Genomic DNA, 21261 nt, shown 5'->3' on the forward strand with positions numbered 1-21261 from the left:
GATCGAGTGCGTGAGTACTGCGAACCTGAATCGAAGCGAAGTCGCCGAACGATCTCGAACCATCACCGTCACCGGTTACCGGGTGGAGTTGGATCTGCGATCGGCGGTGGACCGCGCCGCGACGACCTATTCGACGGTCACGACAATTGATCTGACGTCCTCGGAGGATTCCACGTGGCTCGATTTCATCGGTGCTGCAGTCGATTCCGTGGACGTCGACGGTGCGTCGATTCCGGTGGAGTACGACGGATCCCGGATTGTGCTGCGCGGACTCGGCGGATCGAACGTCGTGCGGGTGGCAGCTCATGGCCTCTACAGCCGTTCCGGTGAGGGGCTGCACCGATTTGTCGACGACGCCGACGATCAGACGTACCTGTACACGCAGTACGAGCCCGCCGACGCCAGACGTGTTTTCGCCTGCTTCGAGCAGCCGGACCTCAAGGCGCCCTTCACGTTCGAGGTGACAGCACCTGACGGCTGGGAAGTCCTGTCGAATCAGCCCGCGACACAGACTCTCTCCGTCGACGGTGCGCAACGCGTCACTTTCGCCCCGACGCTGCCGATCTCGACTTACATCACCGCGATCGCGGCCGGGCCGTATCACCGCGTGGCCTCGTCGTGGAGTCGCGGCGAACTCACTGTCGAGTTGGGCGCTTTGTGCCGGGCGTCGTTGGCTCCTCATCTCGATGCAGACAACGTTTTCGACATCACCCGTCAGGGGCTGGACTTCTACGCCGAGCACTTCGATTATCCGTATCCGTTCGGTAAGTACGACCAGATCTTTGTCCCCGAGTACAACCTCGGTGCGATGGAGAACCCGGGACTGGTGACCTTCACCGAGGCGTATGTGTTCCGCGGCACCGCAACCGACGAGCAGCATCAGCGTCGCGCGAACACGATCCTGCACGAAATGGCGCACATGTGGTTCGGCGATCTCGTGACCATGGTCTGGTGGGATGACCTGTGGCTCAAGGAATCTTTCGCCGATTTCATGGGATCGCTGGTCAGCGCCGAAGCCACTCGCTTCACCGATGCCTGGGTAGCATTTGCCATCAAGCGGAAGGCGTGGGCGTACCTCCAAGATCAGCTGCCGACCACGCACCCCATCGTCGCCGACATCGTCGATCTCGAAGCCGCGAAGCTGAACTTCGACGGAATCACCTATGCCAAGGGTGCCAGTGTCCTCAAACAACTTGTGGCGTTCGTCGGGCGTGACGCGTTCTTCGAAGCGGCACGCCGGTACTTCAAGGCTCACGCGTACGGGAACACCACGCTGGTCGATCTGCTCGACGTGCTCGCGGAGACTTCCGGACGCGATGTGCGTGAATGGGCCCGAATCTGGTTGCAGACCACCGGGGTGTCCACGCTGTCGCTCGACGGAACCGATGTGGTCCAGACGGACCCGCGGCCGCATCGGCTCGCAGTCGGAATCTACGACTACAACGAGTCCGGAGATCTTGTTCGCACCGAACGCGTCGAACTCGACATCACCGAATCCCGGACGTCGGTCCACCTTCCGCCTGGAGCGCTCACACTGCTCAACGACGAAGACCTCACTTACGCGAAGGTGCGATTGGACGCGGAATCTCTGTCCACGGTCGAGTCATCCCTGGACCGCGTGAGCGATCCGCTTGCGCGCGGGGTGATCTGGTCGTCGCTGTGGAACTCGGTGCGTGATGCGCAGCTCTCGGTGTTCCGGTACCTCGACATGGTGGAACGATTCGCTCCCGCGGAGACAGATCTTGCGATTCTCAGCTCGATCCTGACCGATGCCCACTACGCGGTTCTTCACTACGTTCCGAAAAGCTTGCGGCCCAATGTAAGTGCAGGCTGGTTGGAAACGACCTGGAAGGCGGTGTTCGAAGCCGAACCGGAGTCCGGAAGACAGCTGGCATGGGCACGGGCTCTGTCGGCCGCTGCAGCGGTCAACGATGCTCGCGCCGACGAGTTGCGGTCGATACTCGACGGCACCTGCCCGGGACCGGTCGGACTGGCTCTCGATCCTGATCTGCGGTGGGCATTGTGGATCGCCCTGTCCGCGACCGGCCATGCGAGTGTGAGCGACTTCGACGGTGAGCTGAGCAAGGACAGCACGTCGGCGGGTCGAACTGCGTACGTCCGCGCTGTGGCGTCAATTCCCGATGCCGCGACCAAGGCGGCTGCCTGGGCGTCGGCGACCACTGATGGCTCACTCTCCAACGACCGCCTGGATGCGACGATTGCCGGATTCCGTTCGGGCACGGACGCGTCATTGATCGAGGGATACGCGGACGAATACTTCTCGTCTCTGGGGAAGTGGTGGTCCGAACGCAGCATCGAGATTGCGCGACGGTTGGTGAACGGACTCTTTCCGGCAGCTGAAGACACCGCTGCAGTCGATTCCTGGATCCAGGCCAATGCGGAGGCGCCCGCGTCGCTGCGGAGGCTTGTTCTCGAGCGGCGAGATCACCTGGCCCGGGATCTGCGTGCACAGGCGTCGAACGCGGTGATCTGAGGCCATCAGCTCCGAAATGTCCTGTTCTTGGATATTGTCTAGGCAGGGCTGCGACGGGAGACGACGTGCACACGATCACGGATCTGTCGCTGGTCACGGGCCCCGTCCCACCTGTGGTGACGGTGCTCGGAATTCTGGCACTTCTGTGGCTCATGTTTTCGAGGTCGAGGCGTCACGTCTTGATTTCGATTCCCGTCTGCATCGTCGCGGCAATCGGGATAACCCTGGTGCTGTACTGGCTGATCGAGAAGGTGTGGCATCCGTTCCCGGATCCGATTGCCCGTCCGGTCTACGTGTGGATCGGGCTGGGCATTCTGGGTGTGCTGCTGGGTTTTTCGAGGATCTTTGCCGCGACGCGAATCGACGGCCGTGTGCTCACCGTGGTCTCCGTACTGCTGGTGGTCGTGTCGAGCGCGGCTCACGTGAATCTGCAGTTCCAGTCGTACCCGACTGTGGGAACAGCGCTGGGACTTTCGGACGCGGAGCAGGTCTCGCTTGCAGACTTGGACGACGGCAAGGACGGCGCAGTTCCGGTATCGCAATGGAAGGCGCCGGCGGACATGCCGTCGGCCGGCAAGGTCAGCACGGTCACGATTGCGGGGACGGTCTCCGGATTCAGCGCCCGCGACGCCGAGATCTACCTACCGCCCGCGTATTTCACCAACCCGCGACCGGAGTTGCCGGTGTTGGTACTGCTTGCCGGTCAACCAGGCGCGCCCGAGGACTGGCTGCAGGGTGGCCGCCTCGTCCAGACGATGGACGCCTACGCCGCTGCGCATTCGGGAATGGCGCCCGTTGTCGTGGTAGCTGACGGGACCGGATCGGAACTGGCGAACCCGCTCTGCGTCGATTCCCAACTCGGAAACGTCGCGACGTACCTATCGCGTGATGTTCCCGACTGGGTCCGCGCGAACCTGCAGGTGGATCCCGATCCGAGGAAGTGGGCTATCGGGGGCCTTTCCTACGGCGGAACCTGCGCATTTCAGATGGCGACGAACTTCCCCGCTGTGTATCCGACGTTCCTGGACCTGTCCGGTCAGATCGAGCCCACCCTCGGTGACCGCAAACAGACGGTCGATGCCGCGTTCGGCGGCAACGAAGCCGCGTTCGTGGCAGTGAATCCGCAGGATCTGCTCCGGGAGAAGAAGTTCCCCGACAGCGCCGGAGTGTTTGTCGTCGGTAGGCAGGACAACGACTACCGCCCAGGTCTTCAAACGCTCTACGAATCCGCAAAGGCCGCAGGAATGGACGTCCAATACGCCGAGGTCGACGGAGGACACAGCTTCCAGGTATGGTCCGCCGGTTTGGCGAGTCAATTAGGTTGGCTGGGAACGCGACTCGGTCTGCCCGGGTGAACGATCGTCCGGAAGTTTCGTGGATCCGATGATCAGCGGGTGAATTCGTCCGGTCGCCCCGGCCTCGGAGCCCAACCCCTGCGGATCTGCCACACTCGCGAGCCGAAGGTCGAGCGCACCGGTCCATTCACGGGTCAACTGCGCATCGAGAGCGTCGACGCGCTCGAGCAGCGGAGGGTGCTGGTCCGGCGGGCAGGCCTCGAGCAAGGTAGCGAATACCGCGCGTAGACGCCGCTGCACCTGTGCGGAATTGGTACTGAAGTGGCGGATCTCGTCGGTGGCGACCGACACGTAGTCAGCCCACGTGCGTTGCTGCCCGCGGATCAGCGTGAGATCCGAGGTGGCCGTGTCGAAGCGGACTCTCGGAGCTAGCAGCACCAGAAGATCCTCGATGTGATCGAGCGCCTGGACGGCTCGACCCGGATCGTTGATGGCGGGTGAGAGCGCCTTGAGCGCGATGTCCACGATCGACTGCAGCGCTGCACCGGGGCTGACGACCGGGCTGTGCGTGTCGCCGAAGATCAGGCACGACATCAATGTGTCCGGACGAACCTTCAGCGACGGCCCGCGAATCTCGAAGAGGGGCGCGTTCTGGGCGACGAACTCGCCGATGCTGGGCACCACCTCGACAGCGACGCCCCAGCGACCGGCCAACCGCTGCAATCGTGCGAGATCGATCGCCAGCAGAATCCGGCCGTTGGGAGAAAGATGGCGCAGCCGAATCACCAGTGTGTCGGTGTTCTCGGAGTTTGCGGACTCGCTCGGCTGGATCAAGGGGAGTGGCCGGCTGGGTTTCGGTGCGCCGGAGGGTAACTCCTCGTACAACGGATAGGCGCGGATTGTCGCGCTGCGACCTTGGGCCGCTATCCAACGCAGTAACCGACTGGAATTGAGAATCGACCCGACCTTCGCCACCAACGCGATGAACAGGATCGCACTGGCCAACGCCAGAAGCAGTGCGATCGCCGTGGAGATGGTCGGAGAAGAATTTTCCGAATCGAGCGCCAGATCGAGCGCAATGATCAAGGAGAAGACGAACGTCGCCAGAAACATGCCGATCGACCACCGCATCACTCGCTGCTGCGCGAGCATCGGGACGACCCGCACCGAAATCTGCGAGGCACCGAACTGCATGGCGAGAGTGATGGCAGTGAACACCAGACCGGTGAGAGTGATCATCCCGCCGGCGATGACGCTGAGCAACGTCGCAGTCGCTCCGGCGTCCACGCCCTCGGAAATGGTACCGACGTCGCCGTCGCTGACGAGATCTCCGTCGATCCCGACGAGGATGTTCGCGGTGACGACGGACAGGACGACGAGGATCACGGGGAGGCGCCAGACGGGGACTGTTCGTAGTCGTCGGCGAGTTCGACGCCAGCGAATCATGTCCGAGAGCCGCCGCGACAATCCGACCTTCGACGTGGGGGTTGTGGTGTCGACGACGGGGAGCGGCGGTGGGGGCGGGGGAGTGGAACCGAAACTTCCCGACACCGTTTCCTGAATGTAGATCTTCGCGTGAATCATCGGCTCGCGATAGCGCTGCTCACGGGCGACTGCCCGGCTCATCTTGGCCGGCTTGTCGCGGTAACGCGAGCGCGCCCACGGCGCACCCGGGCGACTCAACCGAATTGCTCCGACCAACAGAAGCGGGGTGAAGAACAGCCCGATCAGGCCGGTCCAGAGTTTGCCCTTCATCAACGTGATCACGGCGAGTCCGAGTTGGATCACGATCGCGACGACAACGCTGATCAACGTCGCCAGGCTACGGTCCTGCTCGTACGGGTCGAACTCGCCCGCGAATCCGATCGGGTGGACCCCGAGAAGGAAAAGGAACGAGATCGCGATGGCAACGAACACCGCGTCGATGGACGAGCGACCTTCCTCGGCCCAGTAGACATCGCGCAGATGCAACACGAGCGCGTACTCGTCGAGGACCAACGCGCTGCCGATACCGAAGACCGACGCGAGAACACAATTGGCGATCGGGGTGTGATAGTCGGCCAAAGCGATGAAAGCAAAGCCGGACACGAGCATCATCATCAAACCGAAAACCATGTGGTGGATATGCATTCCGCCGGGCGTGACATTGCCTGGCCACCACGAGACCTCCGCCCGGATCATCCGGACGCTGAAGCGGATGAACAGGAACGTCAGGACAAAGGCGAGTAGGAGGAAGAACAGCGGGAGCCTGCCGGTGTCGACGACCGTGTGCTCGAACCAGGACCGCACGGCGTCAACTCTTGCTGGTAGCGAGCTTGATCAGCTGAGGAGCCGTCGCGTCGGGTAGGTATGCACGCGTCAGTGCGATTCCGATCCGAGGCAGGTCGGCCTCGTCGCGGAAGCACAGGAAAACGGGTTCGTACCTCGGCTTGAACTTCTTCTTGAACGCGTGAAGAGACCGGAAGCCGTAGAGCGGTTCCATCGCGGCTCCGAGCATGTCCAGCAGGCGGTCCATGGATGCGGCGTCGGCGGCGTCGGCGCTGCGGGCGAGTGGTGCTCCGGACAGTGAGACGAATTGGGCACCTTGTTCTTTGAATTCGAGGGCCGACGATGCGATGAGGAACTCGACCACCGGACGGAACCCGTCGGGGCGTCGACGCATGACGTCGAGCGTCCAACCCTGGACCACTCCGCCTTCGCCGTACACCGGCAACCACGAGGTGACGCCGTGAATGCTTCCGGTCGGGTCGACGGCCAAACCGACCCGGACGTCGCGATCGAGCGCCTCCTCGACGCTTCCGAGGGTGAACCCCATCTCGGGTAGTCCCTTGTCGCCCACCCATTCCTCGGAAATGGCGCGCACCTGAGCCAGCACGGAGAACGGCTCGTCGGCCAGAGTTGTCATCCGAAAGGTGATGTCGTCCTTCTTGGCCTTGTTGAGCGCCGAGCGGATGTCCTGCCAGGATTTACCGGTGAACTGCAATTCCGGCAGGTCGACGATCGTGTCCTCGGCGACTTGAACGGTGCGCCAGCCGCGCCGGGCGGCGGCATCGGCTGTCTCCTTCCCCACGGAGAACAAGCAGGGGGTGAGGCCGTTGGCCTCGGACATCGTCGTGAATTCGTCGACCGCTGCGGCAAGTCGGTCGGGGCTCGCGATCGGATCGGCGAGGACCACGACGACGCCGACGTGCCGTTGGAATGCAACGACGCTGTCACCCGACTCGCCGAAGTAGTAATTGTTGCCGTCCCACGTCGTCATCCACGACATGGTTCCGCCGCCATGCTGTTTGAGCAGTTCCCGAGCGGCGGCGCGCGGATCGTTCCCGGACAACGGCCCGCCTCGAATCTTGCGCCGCATCGGTACGTGAAAAGCGTGACGGCCCTTGATCAACAAGATGAGTTCGAGAAGCCAGAGCAGCGCGGTTCCGACCGTGACGGCCCCGGCGCTCTCGTAGTCGAAGAAGATGACCGAACCGAGGACGAGGGCGGTGGCCAAAACCGTCAGTGAACCGAACACGACGGCAACCCACCAGGCCCAGCGTCGTCCTCGTCGCAACTGATCCGCGATCAGGGCAACGATGATCACGTCGACCAATGCGGTCCACCCCGAACCGGTTTCGGCTTCCGTCGGCCCGAACGGTCCGCTTCCGGGGAACAGCCAGACGGCGATCTCGACCACGCCGATCAGGAGCAGACCGATGAATCCGAGCAGGCGGATCTCGCGTCGCGTTCGGGGGATGAACCCGCGCTCTCCGTCGCCGAAGAACTTCTCGCCCACCGGCAGGAATATCGCGACCGCGATGAGGTGCTGCACGTCGGCGAGGCGGCCTTCGAAGAGGAACGCGATCGCAATGTACGCACACAGAATGGCGCGCACTCGCATTCGCCAGGGCGAGCGGAGTGTTGCCGTGGTCGCGGCGAGGGCGGCGATGATTGCGGTGGTCACACCGACGTCGCGGTGGGTGGCGAGGTTGCGGGCCCAATCCCAGTCGGTGTGGCTGCCGGCCCAGAGGAGGAGCGAAGCACCGAGTTCGCCCGCCAACTGCCCGCTGATCGTGACGAGGGCCGCGTTCTTGGTTCCCAGGCGCCATTCGCACCAGCCGACCGCGAAGGCGAAAACGACGATGAGCGAAACATACTGACCCGGCGTCAATCCGAAGAACCACCCCGTGACGAGTGTCCACCACTTGCCTTCCTGCAAGGCAGGGACTCCGTAGGCGATGTCGTCGAACCACGAGTAGGTGCGGACGTGATTCCACAAAGCGCCGGTCGCAATCCCGACGACGGTGATGGTGAGGACAACGATCGAAGTGAACGGCACGCGCCGCAGGACGCTCAGTGCGTCGGAAGCAAAGCGAGAGGCCCGATTCGGCGCACCCGGTGCGCTCTCCTCGGTCTGCGGGGTGGGGGTCTGGGACTGCTCAGCCATCGAGGTTCTCTTCTCGCCATGCCGCACGGTGGATTCTGCCTGTTCAGCATGACAGGAATACCGACCGATAATCAGGCGAAGCGGTCAAAATGGAGCAGACTGACTGGGGTCTCGGACTCGTGGCGCTACTGTCGAGCCATGGTGAACGGAGATTTACTGAATCGGGACCACGTTGTCACTTCACTTGCCGCTTTCGAACCTCGATCGGTCGAATTGGACGGAAGGCGTTCTGCGTCGGTGGTCATCGTCGTCATGCGGAACGCGGACGGGACACCGGTGTTTCCGGTAACCAAGCGGCCCAGCAAGATGCGAGCTCACCCCGGTCAGTTCGCGTTGCCAGGCGGAAGCGTCGATCCCGGTGAGACGTCCGAACAAGCAGCGCTTCGGGAACTGTCCGAGGAGTTGGGCGTCGAAGTTCCCGAGTCGAACATCATCGGCCGGCTCGACGACTACGTCACCCGTTCGGGATTCGTGATCCGTCCTTTTGTCGTCTGGTCCGGCGAGGACGTCGGGGGACTGGTACCCAATCCGGACGAGGTGGCACAGGTGTACGCCGTGACGGCGGAGGAACTCGACGTGGACTCGCGATTCGTCACCATCGAGGAATCACCGAACCCGGTGATCCAGTGGCCGTTCCGAACGAGCCTGATCCATGCGCCGACCGGAGCTGTCATCTATCAGTTCCGCGAGGTGTTGAACGGCCGGCACACCCGCATCGACAACCTCGAACAGCCGGTGTTCGCCTGGCGATGAGAGCAGCCCGACACGCTCGGGGTCGTTCGGGCTTTGGTGCCTCGGCGAATAGTGCGCCCCGCTGTGGAAAGCTGACCGCACGGCAATCGAACGACGCGAGGTGTGTGCAGTGAACTCTGGCGAACAAGAACCGATCCCCACGGATCGGATTCTCACTGTTCCCAACGTGCTCAGTATCGTGCGTCTACTCGCCCTTCCGCTGTTCGCCTACCTGCTGCTCGTCACACACTCGGACGGGTGGGCGTTAGCGCTGCTGATGCTCAGCGGGTTCACCGACTGGCTCGACGGCAAGCTGGCCAGGGTGCTCGGACAGACCTCGCGTCTGGGAGCGCTACTCGACCCGCTGGTCGATCGCCTCTACGTCGTGACGACGCTGGTCACCTTCGTCGCCCGCGATTTCATTCCCTGGTGGGTTGCGGCGATACTCATCGGCCGAGACCTTCTGCTCGCGTTGACGCTGCCGATCTACCGCAGACGTGGACTGCCGCCACCCGAGGTCATCTATCTCGGTAAAGCCGCGACCTTCCTGCTGATGTTCGCGCTGCCGCTGATCCTTGCCGGGCACGGAGACTGGGCCATCGGACCGTTCACCCATGCCTTCGGTTTCGCTTTCCTGATCTGGGGAACCGTCCTGTACGTGTGGACTGCAGCGATCTACGTGCTCAAGGCCGTCGACGTGGCGCGAACGCACGAGGTCGTGCCCCGATGAAGTCGACCGGGGAGGACGTCCGTCGTAACCCGGTACCGTCGCTGCTTCGGTCGCTCATGACCGAACATCTCGACCCGGGCTACGAAGCAACTGCATTCGAACGCCAACACGAGCACACCAAGAACACGTCCTCGAAGACCGGGCCGTGGCTGGCTCTCGGCGCTCTGTTGATCGGGTTCATCGTCACGGTCTCAGCAGTTCAGGCGACAACGCAGGTGACCGGCACCGAAGAAGTTCGAAGCGAGTTGGTGGCAAAGGTCCGTGACGCGGAGGATCGAATCGATTCGCTGGCTGCCTCCCGCGATTCGCTCGGCGGCGACGTCGATGCTGCCAGAGGCGTGGCGCTCGAAGGCGATGTACGCGGCGGCGCCGTCCTCGACCAACTGCGAGCGGTCGAATCCGGTGCCGGGGCCGAAGCTGTCCACGGTGAGGGACTGGTGGTGACGCTGACGGACCCGGCCGGACGCCCGAACCTCACGGACGCGTCGCAGCGGAGCGTCGGCGGCAAGACCGTCGTCCTCGATCGAGATCTGCAGACCGTCGTCAACGCGCTGTGGGCAGGCGGCGCGGAGGCAATCGCCGTCGGCGGCGTGCGAATCGGGCCGACGGTGACCATCCGTCAGGCCGGCGGCGCGATGCTCGTCGACAACCAACCTGTCTTCTCGCCGTACCGCGTCGAGGCGATCGGCGACACGCGTGCACTGCAGCGAGAGTTCGTCGTCAGCGACGCCTACGGGAGAATGTCGAGCGTCTCGCAACTGTACGGAGTCGGTTTCGCGGTGGCCGAAGACGATTCGTTGACACTGCCACCCGCGACGCCGCGCGCCGTCCGGGTGGCAACAGAACCCACAGAACCCAAGTGACAGAAGGAGTTCGATGAAGGCCGGTTCCGCCCTGTACGGACTCGCAGCACTGGTCGTCGGCATCGTCCTGGGCGTAGTTTTCAGCCCGCAGGTGCCCGACGTCATCCAGCCGTATCTTCCGATCGCGGTCGTTGCGGCACTCGACGCCGTCTTCGGCGGACTACGCGCGTATCTCGACGAGATCTTCGACGCGAAGGTGTTTGTGGTCTCCTTCGTCTTCAACGTGCTCGTCGCGTCGTTGATCGTCTGGCTCGGTGATCAGTTGGGTGTGGGTACTCAACTCTCGACGGCGATCGTCGTCGTGTTGGGTATCCGGATCTTCGGCAACGCAGCGGCATTGCGACGCCGACTGTTCGGAGCGTGAGTCATGGCGGAACACTCCACGACCGAACCCGAAGAACCACCCGTCACCACCGCGAGTGAAGGTCGGCACGAACTGCGTTCACCGTCGAAACACCGCACCAACGTCGTCTTCGCCATCCTCGCGGCCGTGCTCCTGGGTGTGCTCGGTGTCGCGATTGCCACACAGGTACGTAGCACCGTGGCCGGAGATTCACTCGACGCCGCGCGCCCTGCCGACCTCCTGGTCGTTCTCGACAACTTGAATCGGCGCGAAGCCGCGCTGAGGCAGGAAGTTGCCAATCTTCAGGAATCGCTTGCCACTTTGGAAGCCGGTGGCAACACCGGAGCAGCATTGGACGAGGCGCGGGCGCGGCTGACCTCGCTCTCCATTCAAGTCGGGACCGCTCCTGCTGCCGGACCGGGTGTGACGATGACCCTGACGGATCCGGCGGGCGGTGTCGGCTCCGAAGTGATTCTCGATCTCATCCAGGAATTGCGTGCTGCCGGTGCCGAAGCCATCTCGATCGCAGGTGCGAACGGCGAACCTATTCGTATCGGCGTGAACTCGTGGGTGAGTGGGCGCGGCGGTGAAATCGAATTGGACGGAACCCGGATCGAGCAGCCGTACACTGTGACCGCGATCGGGGATCCGCCGACGTTGGCAGCAGCGTTGAACATTCCCGGAGGCGTCTTCGACAACGTCGCACGCAACGGCGGAAGTTCCTCGGTCGAGCAATCGCAGCAGGTCACGATCTCCGTCTTGCGACAATTGAATCCGCGCCAATACGCTCAACCTGGAAATTGATCTTTTTGCGTCCGACTTTCGGACGGCCTGTGAAAGGAAGCCACTGTGAGTGAGCTCGATACACCTACCGATCTGCGCTACACCGCGGAGCACGAGTGGGTGAAGCGGACCGGCCCGACCTCAGTTCGAGTCGGTATCACCGACTTTGCTCAGTCGCAGCTCGGTGACGTCGTGTTCGTCCAGCTTCCCGCTGTCGACGAAGACGTGACCGCCGGTGAATCGCTCGGTGAGGTCGAGTCGACCAAGAGCGTCTCCGACATCTTTGCTCCGTTCACTGCGAAAGTTCTTGCAGCCAACGGTGAATTGGACGGACAGCCTGACCTCGTCAACACCGATCCGTACGACAAGGGTTGGTTGGTCGAGCTCGAGGTTGCCGACGAAGCCACACTCGATGCCGCACTCGCGGCAACTCTGGACGCGGAGGCGTACAACGGACTCACGTCCGAGTAGAAAACCTATGCGTGGACCGGCCAACTCGTGTTGTGTCGCGGCCTGTCTCGCTGCACACGGCGGTCTGCGCAGGGTACGGTCGTTAGGTACGCATGTGCCGAGTCGGGGCGCAGGGCCGTATCGAACGTGACTGTGAAAGATGCTCGTGAAGAAAGTGCACTGCGTAGTCCAGTGATTCATGATCTGGATGATTGACCCAGGAGGAGAAACAGTGAGCGAGAACGGTAACGACGCGGGCTATGGGGAGTCGCCGGCGGAGACCACTTCGGTTTTCCGTGCGGACTTCCTCAATGAGCTCGACAACACCTCCTCTGCAGCACCGGCCGCCGAGCAGCCGGTTTCGGGCGTGGAAGGCCTTCCCGCTGGAGCCGCACTTCTGGTGGTCAAGCGGGGACCGAATGCAGGATCCCGCTTCTTGCTCGATCAGCCGACGACGTCGGCAGGTCGGCACCCGGACAGCGACATCTTCCTCGACGACGTGACCGTCAGCCGTCGCCACGCCGAGTTCCGTCAGGAAGATGCAGATTTCCACGTCGTCGACGTCGGAAGCCTCAACGGCACCTACGTCAACCGTGAGCCTGTCGATTCGGCAGTTCTCGCGAACGGTGACGAGGTTCAGATCGGCAAGTTCCGTCTGGTGTTCCTCACCGGCCCTCGTGCCGGCGGTTCGCAGGTCGGCGAGTCGTCAGCAGGTGCGGGTAGCTAATGACGGCAGTGCGGCAGCAGAGCCAGCCCGGAATGTCGATTGGTTCCGTGCTGGATCGGTTGCGTCCAGATTTTCCCGACGTGACGATTTCGAAGATCCGTTTCCTCGAGTCCGAGGGCTTGATCAGCCCGCAACGGACACCGTCGGGATACCGCAGATTCTCCGTGGAGGACTGCGAGCGTCTTCGCTTCGTGCTGACCGCTCAACGCGATCAGTACCTGCCGCTCAAAGTGATCAAAGAACAACTCGAAGCGATCGACAGCGGCGCGGCGACGGTGAGTGCGGAAGTTCCTCCGCCTCGTCGTGCCCGCGTCCTGTCGATTGCTTCGGGCGATGTCTCGCCGGAAGCTTTCCGTGTCGACCGTGAAGTTCGAGTCGGTCGTCAGGATCTTCTCGCGCGTGCCGACATCGACGATCGGTTTCTGACCGATCTGATCCGCACCGGTTTGATCGTTCCCGGCGCGGCGGGCTTCTTCGACGAGGACGCCGTGACATTGGCGCGCACCGCGAAAGCGATGTCCGAGTACGGCTTGGAGGTCCGCCATCTGCGGGCGTTCAAGTTGGCTGCTGACCGCGAAGCGGGACTGGTGACTCAAATCGCCGGACCGGTTGCCAAGGGTCGTGACGCCGGAGCGCGTGATCGCGCCGAGGAAATGGTCCGGGAACTGGCTGCCCTGTCACTGACTTTGCACACGTGTCTGGTCAAATCGGCGGTTCGGGGAAGTCTCGATCGCTGAGTTCCTCGATCAGCGGGGCTCACTCGAATAGAATTTCAGTACGACCGCATCGGAGTCGGTCTACTGGATCACGTCAGGTTGGAGGCAAGCTCGATGGGCGAAATGCGTGTGATCGGAGTTCGTGTCGAGCAGCCTCAGAATCAGCCGGTCCTGTTGCTGCGGGAGTCCGACGGCGATCGGTACCTGCCGATCTGGATCGGGCAAACCGAAGCTACCGCGATTGTTCTCGAACAACAGGGAGTCGAGCCGGCGCGACCGCTGACTCACGACCTGATCAAGATTCTGATCGAATCCTTCGGTCGGAGTCTCAAGGAAGTGCGGATCGTGGACCTGCAAGAGGGCACGTTCTACGCGGATCTGGTCTTCGACGAGCAGACCACCGTGTCGGCACGTCCGTCGGATTCGATTGCATTGGCCTTGCGCATCGGCGTTCCGATCTTCGCGTCGGAGGCCGTCCTGGCCGAAGCCGGTCTCGTCATTCCCGACGAGCGCGAGGACGAGGTCGAGAAGTTCAAGGAATTCCTCGACACAATCTCGCCGGACGATTTCAAAGCCACTGATGGCTAGCCTGATTTGACTGGTTGCGGACTTTAGTCTTCAACTCTCAAGTAGAGGTTGAGTCTCGGTCGGCGTGTTGCGTTGACCGCGCACCCTCCTGGTCTTAGCGTTGCGTGCGGTGGAGATCTTCTCGCCTTGTCGATCGAGGCGTACTCTAGGTAAGTCCACTCATGGAATTACCTGCCTTGGATTCACATCTGAAAGTTCGGTCGGCACGGAATTCTCGTGACTGCTGATAGCACAGGTTGGTTACATGATGGCGAAGCGAGAGGGAGACGGCAGTGGAAGAACAGTCGAATGAGCGCGGGACGGGCATAGCCGGTAGTGCCGCGACTGCAGAAATGTCTTCCGAAGAGCTGCAGCCGGGCCTGTTCCCGGACGATTCCATCCCCGACGACCTGGTCGGATACCGAGTACCCAGCGCTTGCCAGATTGCCGGGATCACTTATCGCCAGCTCGATTACTGGGCACGGACGTCGTTGGTTGTGCCGTCCATTCGTGGCGCTGCCGGATCCGGCAGCCAGCGCCTGTACTCCTTCAAGGACATCCTCGTCCTGAAGATCGTGAAGCGTCTGCTCGACACCGGAATCTCGCTGCAGAACATCCGCGTTGCCGTCGATCACCTGCGCAAGCGCGGCGTGCGCGATCTTGCCAACATCACGCTCTTCTCCGACGGCACCACCGTCTACGAATGCACGTCTCCCGAGGAGGTCGTCGACCTCCTTCAAGGTGGGCAGGGTGTGTTCGGCATCGCGGTCAGCGGCGCCATGCGTGAACTCACCGGAACCATCGCCGACTTCCCGGCCGAGCGCGCCGACGGCGGTGAAAGTGATCCCAACCCGGAGGACGAGTTGGCCTCACGACGCAAGAATCGCGCCAGCCGCAAAACCGGATAACGTACGTCACATCTCTTTGGAGGATGCCACGGTGCAGGTAGGCGCCTCGGTCTACTAGACTGGGCCTGCGTCGCCGGCGTACGGGAGAGCCTCGGATACCGAATTCACCGAACTAGTCTTTGTTTCAAAGGCCAGTGGTGAGCGGGATCAGGGCGCCGAAGGAGCAATACCTCCCCGTCAATCTCTCAGGCACCAAGGACCGTACGGGCTCCGACGCCTCTGGAAAGCGGTGGGAAAACCCACCCGCCGACGGGGAAAGGCTGTGGCTTCCGTCGCTTGGCGGGTCACTACCGAATCTCTCAGGCGCTCGGGAATCGAGCATGCGACAGAGGGGGAGGAACGCACCGCAGGTCGGTGTGTGTCCTGATCCTCCGATCTGTCTGGGAGTTGTCGTGATCGACGCTGCAAGCCGTATATTTGCCGACCGCCATGTCGGTCCGAACGCCGCGGAACTCGCGCGCATCCTCGAACTTGTCGGGGTCGATTCACTCGACGAACTGGCAACCAAGGCCGTTCCTTCCGCCATCCTCGACGCTGCACCGGACGGCATCGCGGCCGGCCTCGACGCTCTGCCGCTGCCGGTCGGAGAGCACGAGGCACTCGCCGAACTGACCGCTCTCGCCGCCCAGAACACTGTCGCGACGTCGATGATCGGCCTCGGTTACTTCGACACGTTGACGCCGCCGGTGTTGTTGCGCAACATCATCGAGAACCCGGCCTGGTACACCGCGTACACCCCGTACCAGCCGGAGATCAGCCAGGGCCGCCTCGAAGCCCTCCTCAACTTCCAGACCATGGTCGCCGATCTCTCCGGCATGGAATTGGCCAACTCGTCGATGCTCGACGAGGCCACCGCAGCCGCTGAAGCCATGACGCTCCTGCGCCGCGCGAACCGCAGCAAGTCCCCGCGATTCGTCGTCGACGCCGATCTGTACCCGCAGACCCTCGCCGTCATCGAGACTCGCGCCGAGCCGCTCGGCATCGAGATCGTCTCCGCAGACCTCACCGCTGGTCTTCCCGAAGGTGACTTCTTCGGCGTCATCGCCCAGATTCCCGGAGCCTCGGGACGGGTCGTCGACTACACCTCGATCATCGCGGAAGCTCACGAGCGCGGCGCACTTGTTGCCGTCGGCGCCGACCTCCTTGCGATGACGCTCATCACCTCGCCGGGCGAACTCGGTGCGGACGCGTGCTTCGGCACCACCCAGCGTTTCGGTGTTCCCATGGGGTACGGCGGACCGCACGCCGGTTACCTGGCCGTGCACTCCAAGCATGCGCGTCAGCTACCCGGTCGCTTGGTCGGTGTCTCGATCGACGCCGACGGAGACAAGGCATACCGCCTCGCGCTGCAGACACGTGAGCAGCACATTCGCCGCGAGAAGGCGACGTCCAACATCTGTACCGCTCAGGTGCTCCTCGCCATCCTCGCTGCGATGTACGCGAGCTACCACGGCGCCGAGGGGCTCAAGGCGATTGCTTTGCGCGTCGCTGCCCGCGCGAACGCGTTGGCAAACGGCCTGCGCGAAGGCGGCGTGACCGTTGTCCACGATTCGTTCTTCGACACCGTGCTCGCTCAGGTTCCGGGCAAGGCGGCCGACGTTGTCGCTGCGGCCAAGGAATCCGGGATCAACCTGCGTCTGGTCGACGCCGATCACGTCGGCATCTCCTGCGACGAGGCCACCACCGCCGATCACGTTCTCGCAGTGCTCGACGCGTTCGGCATCGAAGACGCTGTTGTCGCCATCGAAGCGGAGGGCAACTCGGTTCCCGCTGCTCAGGAGCGCACCTCCGACTACCTGCAGCACGAAGCTTTCACCCGTTACCGTACGGAAACGGCAATGCTCCGTTACCTGCGCGCGTTGTCCGACAAGGACATTGCGCTCGATCGCAGCATGATCCCGCTGGGTTCGTGCACCATGAAGCTCAACGCGACCGCCGAGATGGAATCCATCACCTGGCCCGCGTTCAACGCGATCCACCCGTTCGCGCCCACGTCGGATGCGCCCGGTCTGCTGAAGATCATCAAGGATCTCGAAGACTGGTTGGTCGCGGTCACCGGCTATGACAACGTGAGCCTCCAGCCCAACGCCGGCAGCCAGGGGGAGTACGCGGGCTTGCTCGCCATCCGCAACTACCACCTCAGTCGCGGCGACGATCACCGCGACACCTGCCTGATTCCCTCGAGTGCTCACGGCACCAACGCGGCTTCGGCTGTCATGGCCGGGATGCGCGTCGAGGTTGTCGCGTGCCGTCCCAACGGTGACGTCGACGTCGACGATCTGCGTGCGAAGATCGCCGATCACGCCGAGCGTCTCGCCGCGATCATGATCACCTACCCGTCCACCCACGGTGTCTACGAGCACGAGATCTCCGAGATCTGCGCAGCGGTACACGACGCCGGCGGCCAGGTGTACGTCGACGGCGCCAACCTCAATGCGCTTGTCGGCCTTGCTCGTCCGGGACGCTTCGGCGGCGACGTCAGCCACCTGAACCTGCACAAGACCTTCTGCATCCCGCACGGCGGCGGCGGACCCGGCGTCGGCCCGATCGGTGTGCGCTCACACCTGACGCCGTTCCTGCCCGGACACCCGATGGCCCCCGAACTCGGTGGTGGAGGCACGATCTCGGCAGCGCCGTACGGCAGTGCGTCCATTCTGCCCATCACCTGGACCTACATCCGGATGATGGGAGCTGCGGGCCTGCGCCGCGCCAGCCTGACCGCCATCGCGTCGGCCAACTACATCGCGCGTCGACTCGACGAGTACTTCCCGGTTCTTTACACCGGTGAGAACGGCATGGTCGCGCACGAGTGCATCCTCGATCTGCGCGGGTTGACCAAGGACACCGGCGTCACCGTCGACGACGTCGCAAAGCGTCTGGCCGACTACGGTTTCCATGCTCCGACCATGAGCTTCCCCGTGGTTGGCACACTGATGGTCGAGCCCACCGAGAGCGAGAACCTCGAAGAGATCGACGAGTTCTGCGAGGCGATGATCGCCATTCGCGGCGAAATCGATCGCGTCGGCGCCGGCGAGTGGACGGTCGAGGACAACCCGCTACGCGGTGCTCCCCACACCGCGGGAAGCATTGCAGCGCAGTGGGATCACCCGTACTCGCGTGAGATCGCCGTCTTCCCGCGTGGCAAGACTCGCCCGAAGGTGTGGCCGTCCGTGCGTCGTATCGACGGTGCACATGGCGACCGCAACCTGGTCTGCTCCTGCCCGCCGATCGAAGCGTTCGCGGGCAACTAAGGCGTGTGCCCGCCGGAGATCATCACCTCTCGCGTACGAGTTCGAGAACGGTGATCTCCGGCGGTGCGCCGACGCGTACCGGAGGGCCCCAGGCCCCGGCGCCACGTGTCGTGTACAGCACGGTGTTTCCGACCTTGTCCAAACCTTGCACCGAAGGCTGCTGCAGCGGAACGAGATACCTCAACGGCCACATCTGACCGCCGTGAGTGTGCCCGGACAGTTGCAGATCGATACCCATCTCGGACGCCTCGATCGCTTGACGCGGTTCGTGCGCGAGAAGCAAGGCGAAAGTATTCGGATCGCGACCTGCGAGCGCGGCAGTCAGGTTCGGCTCGTACGGGACCGGCGACGTGTAGTCGTGGATGCCCACGATGTCGATGGTATCGCCGCCATGCTGGATCGAGGTGCGGCTGTTGCGAAGTGTGGTGATCCCCAATGTCTCCCACACGTCGAGCCATTTGCCGCCGTCGTCGGCGTAGAACTCGTGGTTTCCGCTGACTCCGAAGATTCCGTCGGGCGCCCGAAGATCGGCGAGCGGAGCAAGATCGGGAGCAACTTTCGCGACGGTTCCGTCCACGAGGTCGCCGCCGATCGCGATCAGATCGACATTCTGCGAGTTCACGATATCGACCACCTTGCGGGTGAAGCCGACCCCGCGGGCCGGTCCCACGTGCAGGTCGGTGATCAAGGCGATCCGGTACCCGTTGAAGCCCTCAGGTAGGCGAGCGAGCGGCACGCGGACGCGGGAAATCTTGGGGCCCGACGCCTCGTAGACGCCGTAGCCGGCGGTGCCGATCGCCGCGAGAGTGACTGCTGCTGTAGCCAACTGCAACGTACGACGCTTGGCTGGGTCGACTTCGGTCGTGGTATCCGTGTGGCGTGCACGTAGTCGACCGATCCCGGCGAACAGGCCGATCACGAGCAGTCCGGGAATCAGATACAGCCACGAAGCCAGCCAGACCCATCCGACAAATCCGAGCGGTCGCGCCCACGATGTCGGAAAGACTTCGCCGCTGCCGACCCCGATGAGCGTCGAGACCGCCAAGACGACAAGCGCAGTGTCGGCGAGACGAGCCCATCGCCTCGGGATGCCGGTGGCGCGAACGAGTCGGCGATGCAGGAACCAGGTCAGAAGGGCGAGAAGGACTGCAAAAACCGCGACGCGCCCCATCAGGACAGCATCTTGGTCACTGCAGCCGCGAGAGCGGGGTCGGACGTCGAATCGACGCGAACCAAACTTCCGCCCGTCCTATCCGAGACGTCTTGGAGCGTGGAGACGTCGTTGCCTGCACCGACGACGATCACGTCGACCTGCACCGGACGCGACGGATTGCCCGCAGCGGCGATCGCGCTGAGCAATTCGCTTCGCGTCGTAGTGGACTCGTCAGGTGTACTCGAGGTGATCAGCAGCACCGAGTTGACCCGTCCCGCGTCGAAACCGTCCACCGCAGCCTTGTACGAACTGGCGAGCGCCGGATACTTGGAGGTCTTTCCGCCGGAGCGAAGCCCGTTGAGGAAATCCGTGATCGTGGCACGCCGATTCGGCTCGGACAGTGAACCGCCCGGAACCAGGATGCGCTCGGACGGTTTTCCGTCGGTGCCCGTGCTGAACTCGCGAAGGCCGATGTCCGAAGCGTCAGGGCTGCGACCCAATTGAGTGTTCACTGCCGCGGCAACGTTCGCCAAGCGGGTAGTGCCACCGTCGTCGGTACCCATCGACGCCGACGTGTCCATCAGGATGGTGGCACTACGCGGAGAGACCGGGTTGGCGACGATGTCACCGAGCATGGCTGCGGTTTCGGCCGAAGCCGGTTTCAACGTGGACGAGATCTTGGCCGGGGACACCGCACCGAGATCGGGAAGGTCTTGGCCCTCGACCCGGAAACCGGCGCCGACGAACAACTGTGACTGATTCGGCTCACGCATGAAGTCGGCAAACTGTGCCGCTGCGCGCGAAGCCGTTTCGTCGATCCCGCTGCCAGCGACGATGACCGCCGGATAGTCCGCGACGGGCGTTGCGCCGGTGGGTGAGTACGTCGTCATTGCAGCGTTCGCGCTCTGCGCTATCGACTGTTCCGTGGCCGGAACGGCTTTCACCGAATCCGGTGTTCCGGCGCTCAGTGCACCGAGGGCTTCGGCGGTGGACGTGGGGGGAGTCGGCAAGGATTGGAATTGCAACGCCCGCGCACTGAGTGCAGCGTTGACCTGGGCGGACTTCGCTTGATCCGTCGTGACCGGACCGGCGCCCGCATCGGCGACATCGGCAGCGATTGCCTGTGCAGCCATCGATGTTTCGGTACTTCCGACCGGCAGGGCAACCGTCAGATCCGAAGGCAATGACTTCCAACTCGATGCTGCGCCGGCCAATGCTGCTGCGGTCTCGGGACCGGCTGCCAGAACGATCGGGGAACTCGCGAGCGAGCGAGGATCACCGTTGATCACGGCCTTGCCCGCTAGCGGCGCGAGTTCGAACGAACTCGTCGGGATCCACAGGGAGGGACGCGGTCCCAATGCTGCGTCGTCCCATGGCGCCGCCGGACCGGCTTCGAGTGCCGTCGAGACCGACGCGGACGGCGCACCGTGCACCACAACGGCGATGCAGTGATCACGCACCACCGGCGAGGTTTGGGTGTACCGCTTCGCCAGTTCCTCGACCTGTGGGGCGATGGACGGATCCGCGGAGACGTCGAGCGTCTTGTTGCCCTCGACGCACGTGCCTGCTGCCTGCTGTCCCTGATCGTCGATCCGGTTGCTGAGGGCCTTCCATCCGAAGAAGCCTGCCACGATCAAGACGATCAGCACGACGACAAGAATCGGCCCCTTGCTGATACCTCTGGCGCCTGACCCGCCGCGATGTTCGCCCACGTACCTTGCCCTACCTTGGTCACTCGAAGAATGTCTGTTGAACGGACTGTGTCCTCGGCCAGTCTAGTGACGAATCTTCGGGGCCTACGCGAACAGCCTCGACACCGG

At 63.2% G+C, this 21261-nt stretch carries 17 protein-coding genes and 1 riboswitch; of the genes, 13 read left to right on the top strand and 4 right to left on the bottom strand.

Going from position 1 to position 21261, the window contains the following annotated elements:
- Positions 1-10: 10 nt before the first annotated feature.
- Positions 11-2494, top strand: coding sequence for an aminopeptidase N (gene pepN, locus ACWF6P_RS09070; protein ID WP_452620817.1), 2484 nt, complete (start codon positions 11-13; stop codon positions 2492-2494).
- Between the two features lie 65 nt (positions 2495-2559).
- Positions 2560-3849, top strand: coding sequence for an alpha/beta hydrolase (locus ACWF6P_RS09075; RefSeq protein WP_452620818.1), 1290 nt, complete (start codon positions 2560-2562; stop codon positions 3847-3849).
- On the opposite strand, the gene ACWF6P_RS09080 is transcribed toward ACWF6P_RS09075, so the two are convergent.
- Both ACWF6P_RS09080 and ACWF6P_RS09085 read right to left on the bottom strand, forming a co-directional pair.
- The gene (locus ACWF6P_RS09080; protein WP_452620819.1) at positions 3811-6078 is read right to left on the bottom strand and encodes a DUF2254 family protein; all 2268 of its coding nucleotides are present in this window, start codon (positions 6076-6078) and stop codon (positions 3811-3813) included. The two genes, ACWF6P_RS09075 and ACWF6P_RS09080, sit on opposite strands and share 39 nt — an antisense overlap.
- Before the next feature lie 4 nt (positions 6079-6082).
- Positions 6083-8218 (bottom strand): bifunctional lysylphosphatidylglycerol flippase/synthetase MprF, encoded by a 2136-nt coding sequence (locus tag ACWF6P_RS09085; RefSeq protein WP_452620820.1) that lies wholly within the window; start codon positions 8216-8218, stop codon positions 6083-6085.
- 138 nt (positions 8219-8356) lie between these two features.
- On the opposite strand from ACWF6P_RS09085, the gene ACWF6P_RS09090 reads away from it, so the two are divergent.
- From ACWF6P_RS09090 to gcvP, 11 genes are all read left to right on the top strand, one after another.
- Entirely contained in the window at positions 8357-8971 is a 615-nt protein-coding gene (locus tag ACWF6P_RS09090) for an NUDIX hydrolase (protein WP_378446088.1), read from the top strand.
- 109 nt (positions 8972-9080) lie between these two features.
- Entirely contained in the window at positions 9081-9680 is a 600-nt protein-coding gene (locus ACWF6P_RS09095; RefSeq protein ID WP_378446087.1) for a CDP-alcohol phosphatidyltransferase family protein, read from the top strand.
- Positions 9677-10543: a DUF881 domain-containing protein gene (locus tag ACWF6P_RS09100; protein ID WP_452620821.1), complete on the top strand. Its 867-nt coding sequence runs from the start codon at positions 9677-9679 to the stop codon at positions 10541-10543. Before ACWF6P_RS09095 ends, ACWF6P_RS09100 begins: the two co-directional genes overlap by 4 nt.
- 13 nt (positions 10544-10556) lie before the next feature.
- Complete coding sequence (locus ACWF6P_RS09105; protein WP_003946178.1) at positions 10557-10907, top strand: small basic family protein; 351 nt, start codon at positions 10557-10559, stop codon at positions 10905-10907.
- Positions 10908-10910: 3 nt separating this feature from the next.
- The gene (locus ACWF6P_RS09110; RefSeq protein ID WP_214889796.1) at positions 10911-11690 is read left to right on the top strand and encodes a DUF881 domain-containing protein; all 780 of its coding nucleotides are present in this window, start codon (positions 10911-10913) and stop codon (positions 11688-11690) included.
- A 45-nt stretch (positions 11691-11735) separates the two neighbouring features.
- Positions 11736-12140, top strand: coding sequence for a glycine cleavage system protein GcvH (gene gcvH, locus ACWF6P_RS09115; RefSeq protein WP_317552772.1), 405 nt, complete (start codon positions 11736-11738; stop codon positions 12138-12140).
- A gap of 211 nt (positions 12141-12351) precedes the next feature.
- The gene (gene garA / locus ACWF6P_RS09120; RefSeq protein WP_003946166.1) at positions 12352-12846 is read left to right on the top strand and encodes a glycogen accumulation regulator GarA; all 495 of its coding nucleotides are present in this window, start codon (positions 12352-12354) and stop codon (positions 12844-12846) included.
- Positions 12846-13583 carry a transcriptional regulator FtsR gene (ftsR, locus tag ACWF6P_RS09125; RefSeq protein ID WP_452620822.1) on the top strand — a complete coding sequence of 246 codons (738 nt, stop codon included), beginning with the start codon at positions 12846-12848 and terminating at the stop codon, positions 13581-13583. Before garA ends, ftsR begins: the two co-directional genes overlap by 1 nt.
- Before the next feature lie 93 nt (positions 13584-13676).
- Positions 13677-14150: a bifunctional nuclease family protein gene (locus ACWF6P_RS09130; RefSeq protein ID WP_003946194.1), complete on the top strand. Its 474-nt coding sequence runs from the start codon at positions 13677-13679 to the stop codon at positions 14148-14150.
- Between the two features lie 332 nt (positions 14151-14482).
- Positions 14483-15037, top strand: coding sequence for a MerR family transcriptional regulator (locus tag ACWF6P_RS09135; RefSeq protein WP_021344354.1), 555 nt, complete (start codon positions 14483-14485; stop codon positions 15035-15037).
- Positions 15038-15246: 209 nt separating this feature from the next.
- A riboswitch (glycine riboswitch) is annotated at positions 15247-15376 on the top strand.
- A gap of 53 nt (positions 15377-15429) precedes the next feature.
- Positions 15430-18288, top strand: a complete 2859-nt coding sequence (gcvP, locus tag ACWF6P_RS09140) for an aminomethyl-transferring glycine dehydrogenase (RefSeq protein WP_452620823.1) — start codon at positions 15430-15432, stop codon at positions 18286-18288.
- Positions 18289-18310: 22 nt separating this feature from the next.
- Here gcvP and ACWF6P_RS09145 read toward each other — a convergent pair whose 3' ends face one another.
- Together ACWF6P_RS09145 and ACWF6P_RS09150 are read right to left on the bottom strand one after the other, a co-directional pair.
- Complete coding sequence (locus ACWF6P_RS09145; protein WP_452620824.1) at positions 18311-19459, bottom strand: metallophosphoesterase; 1149 nt, start codon at positions 19457-19459, stop codon at positions 18311-18313.
- Positions 19459-21153, bottom strand: coding sequence for a VWA domain-containing protein (locus tag ACWF6P_RS09150; protein ID WP_452620825.1), 1695 nt, complete (start codon positions 21151-21153; stop codon positions 19459-19461). Before ACWF6P_RS09150 ends, ACWF6P_RS09145 begins: the two co-directional genes overlap by 1 nt.
- Positions 21154-21261: the final 108 nt, after the last annotated feature.

Source organism: Rhodococcus sp. NPDC055024, from assembly GCF_053608585.1.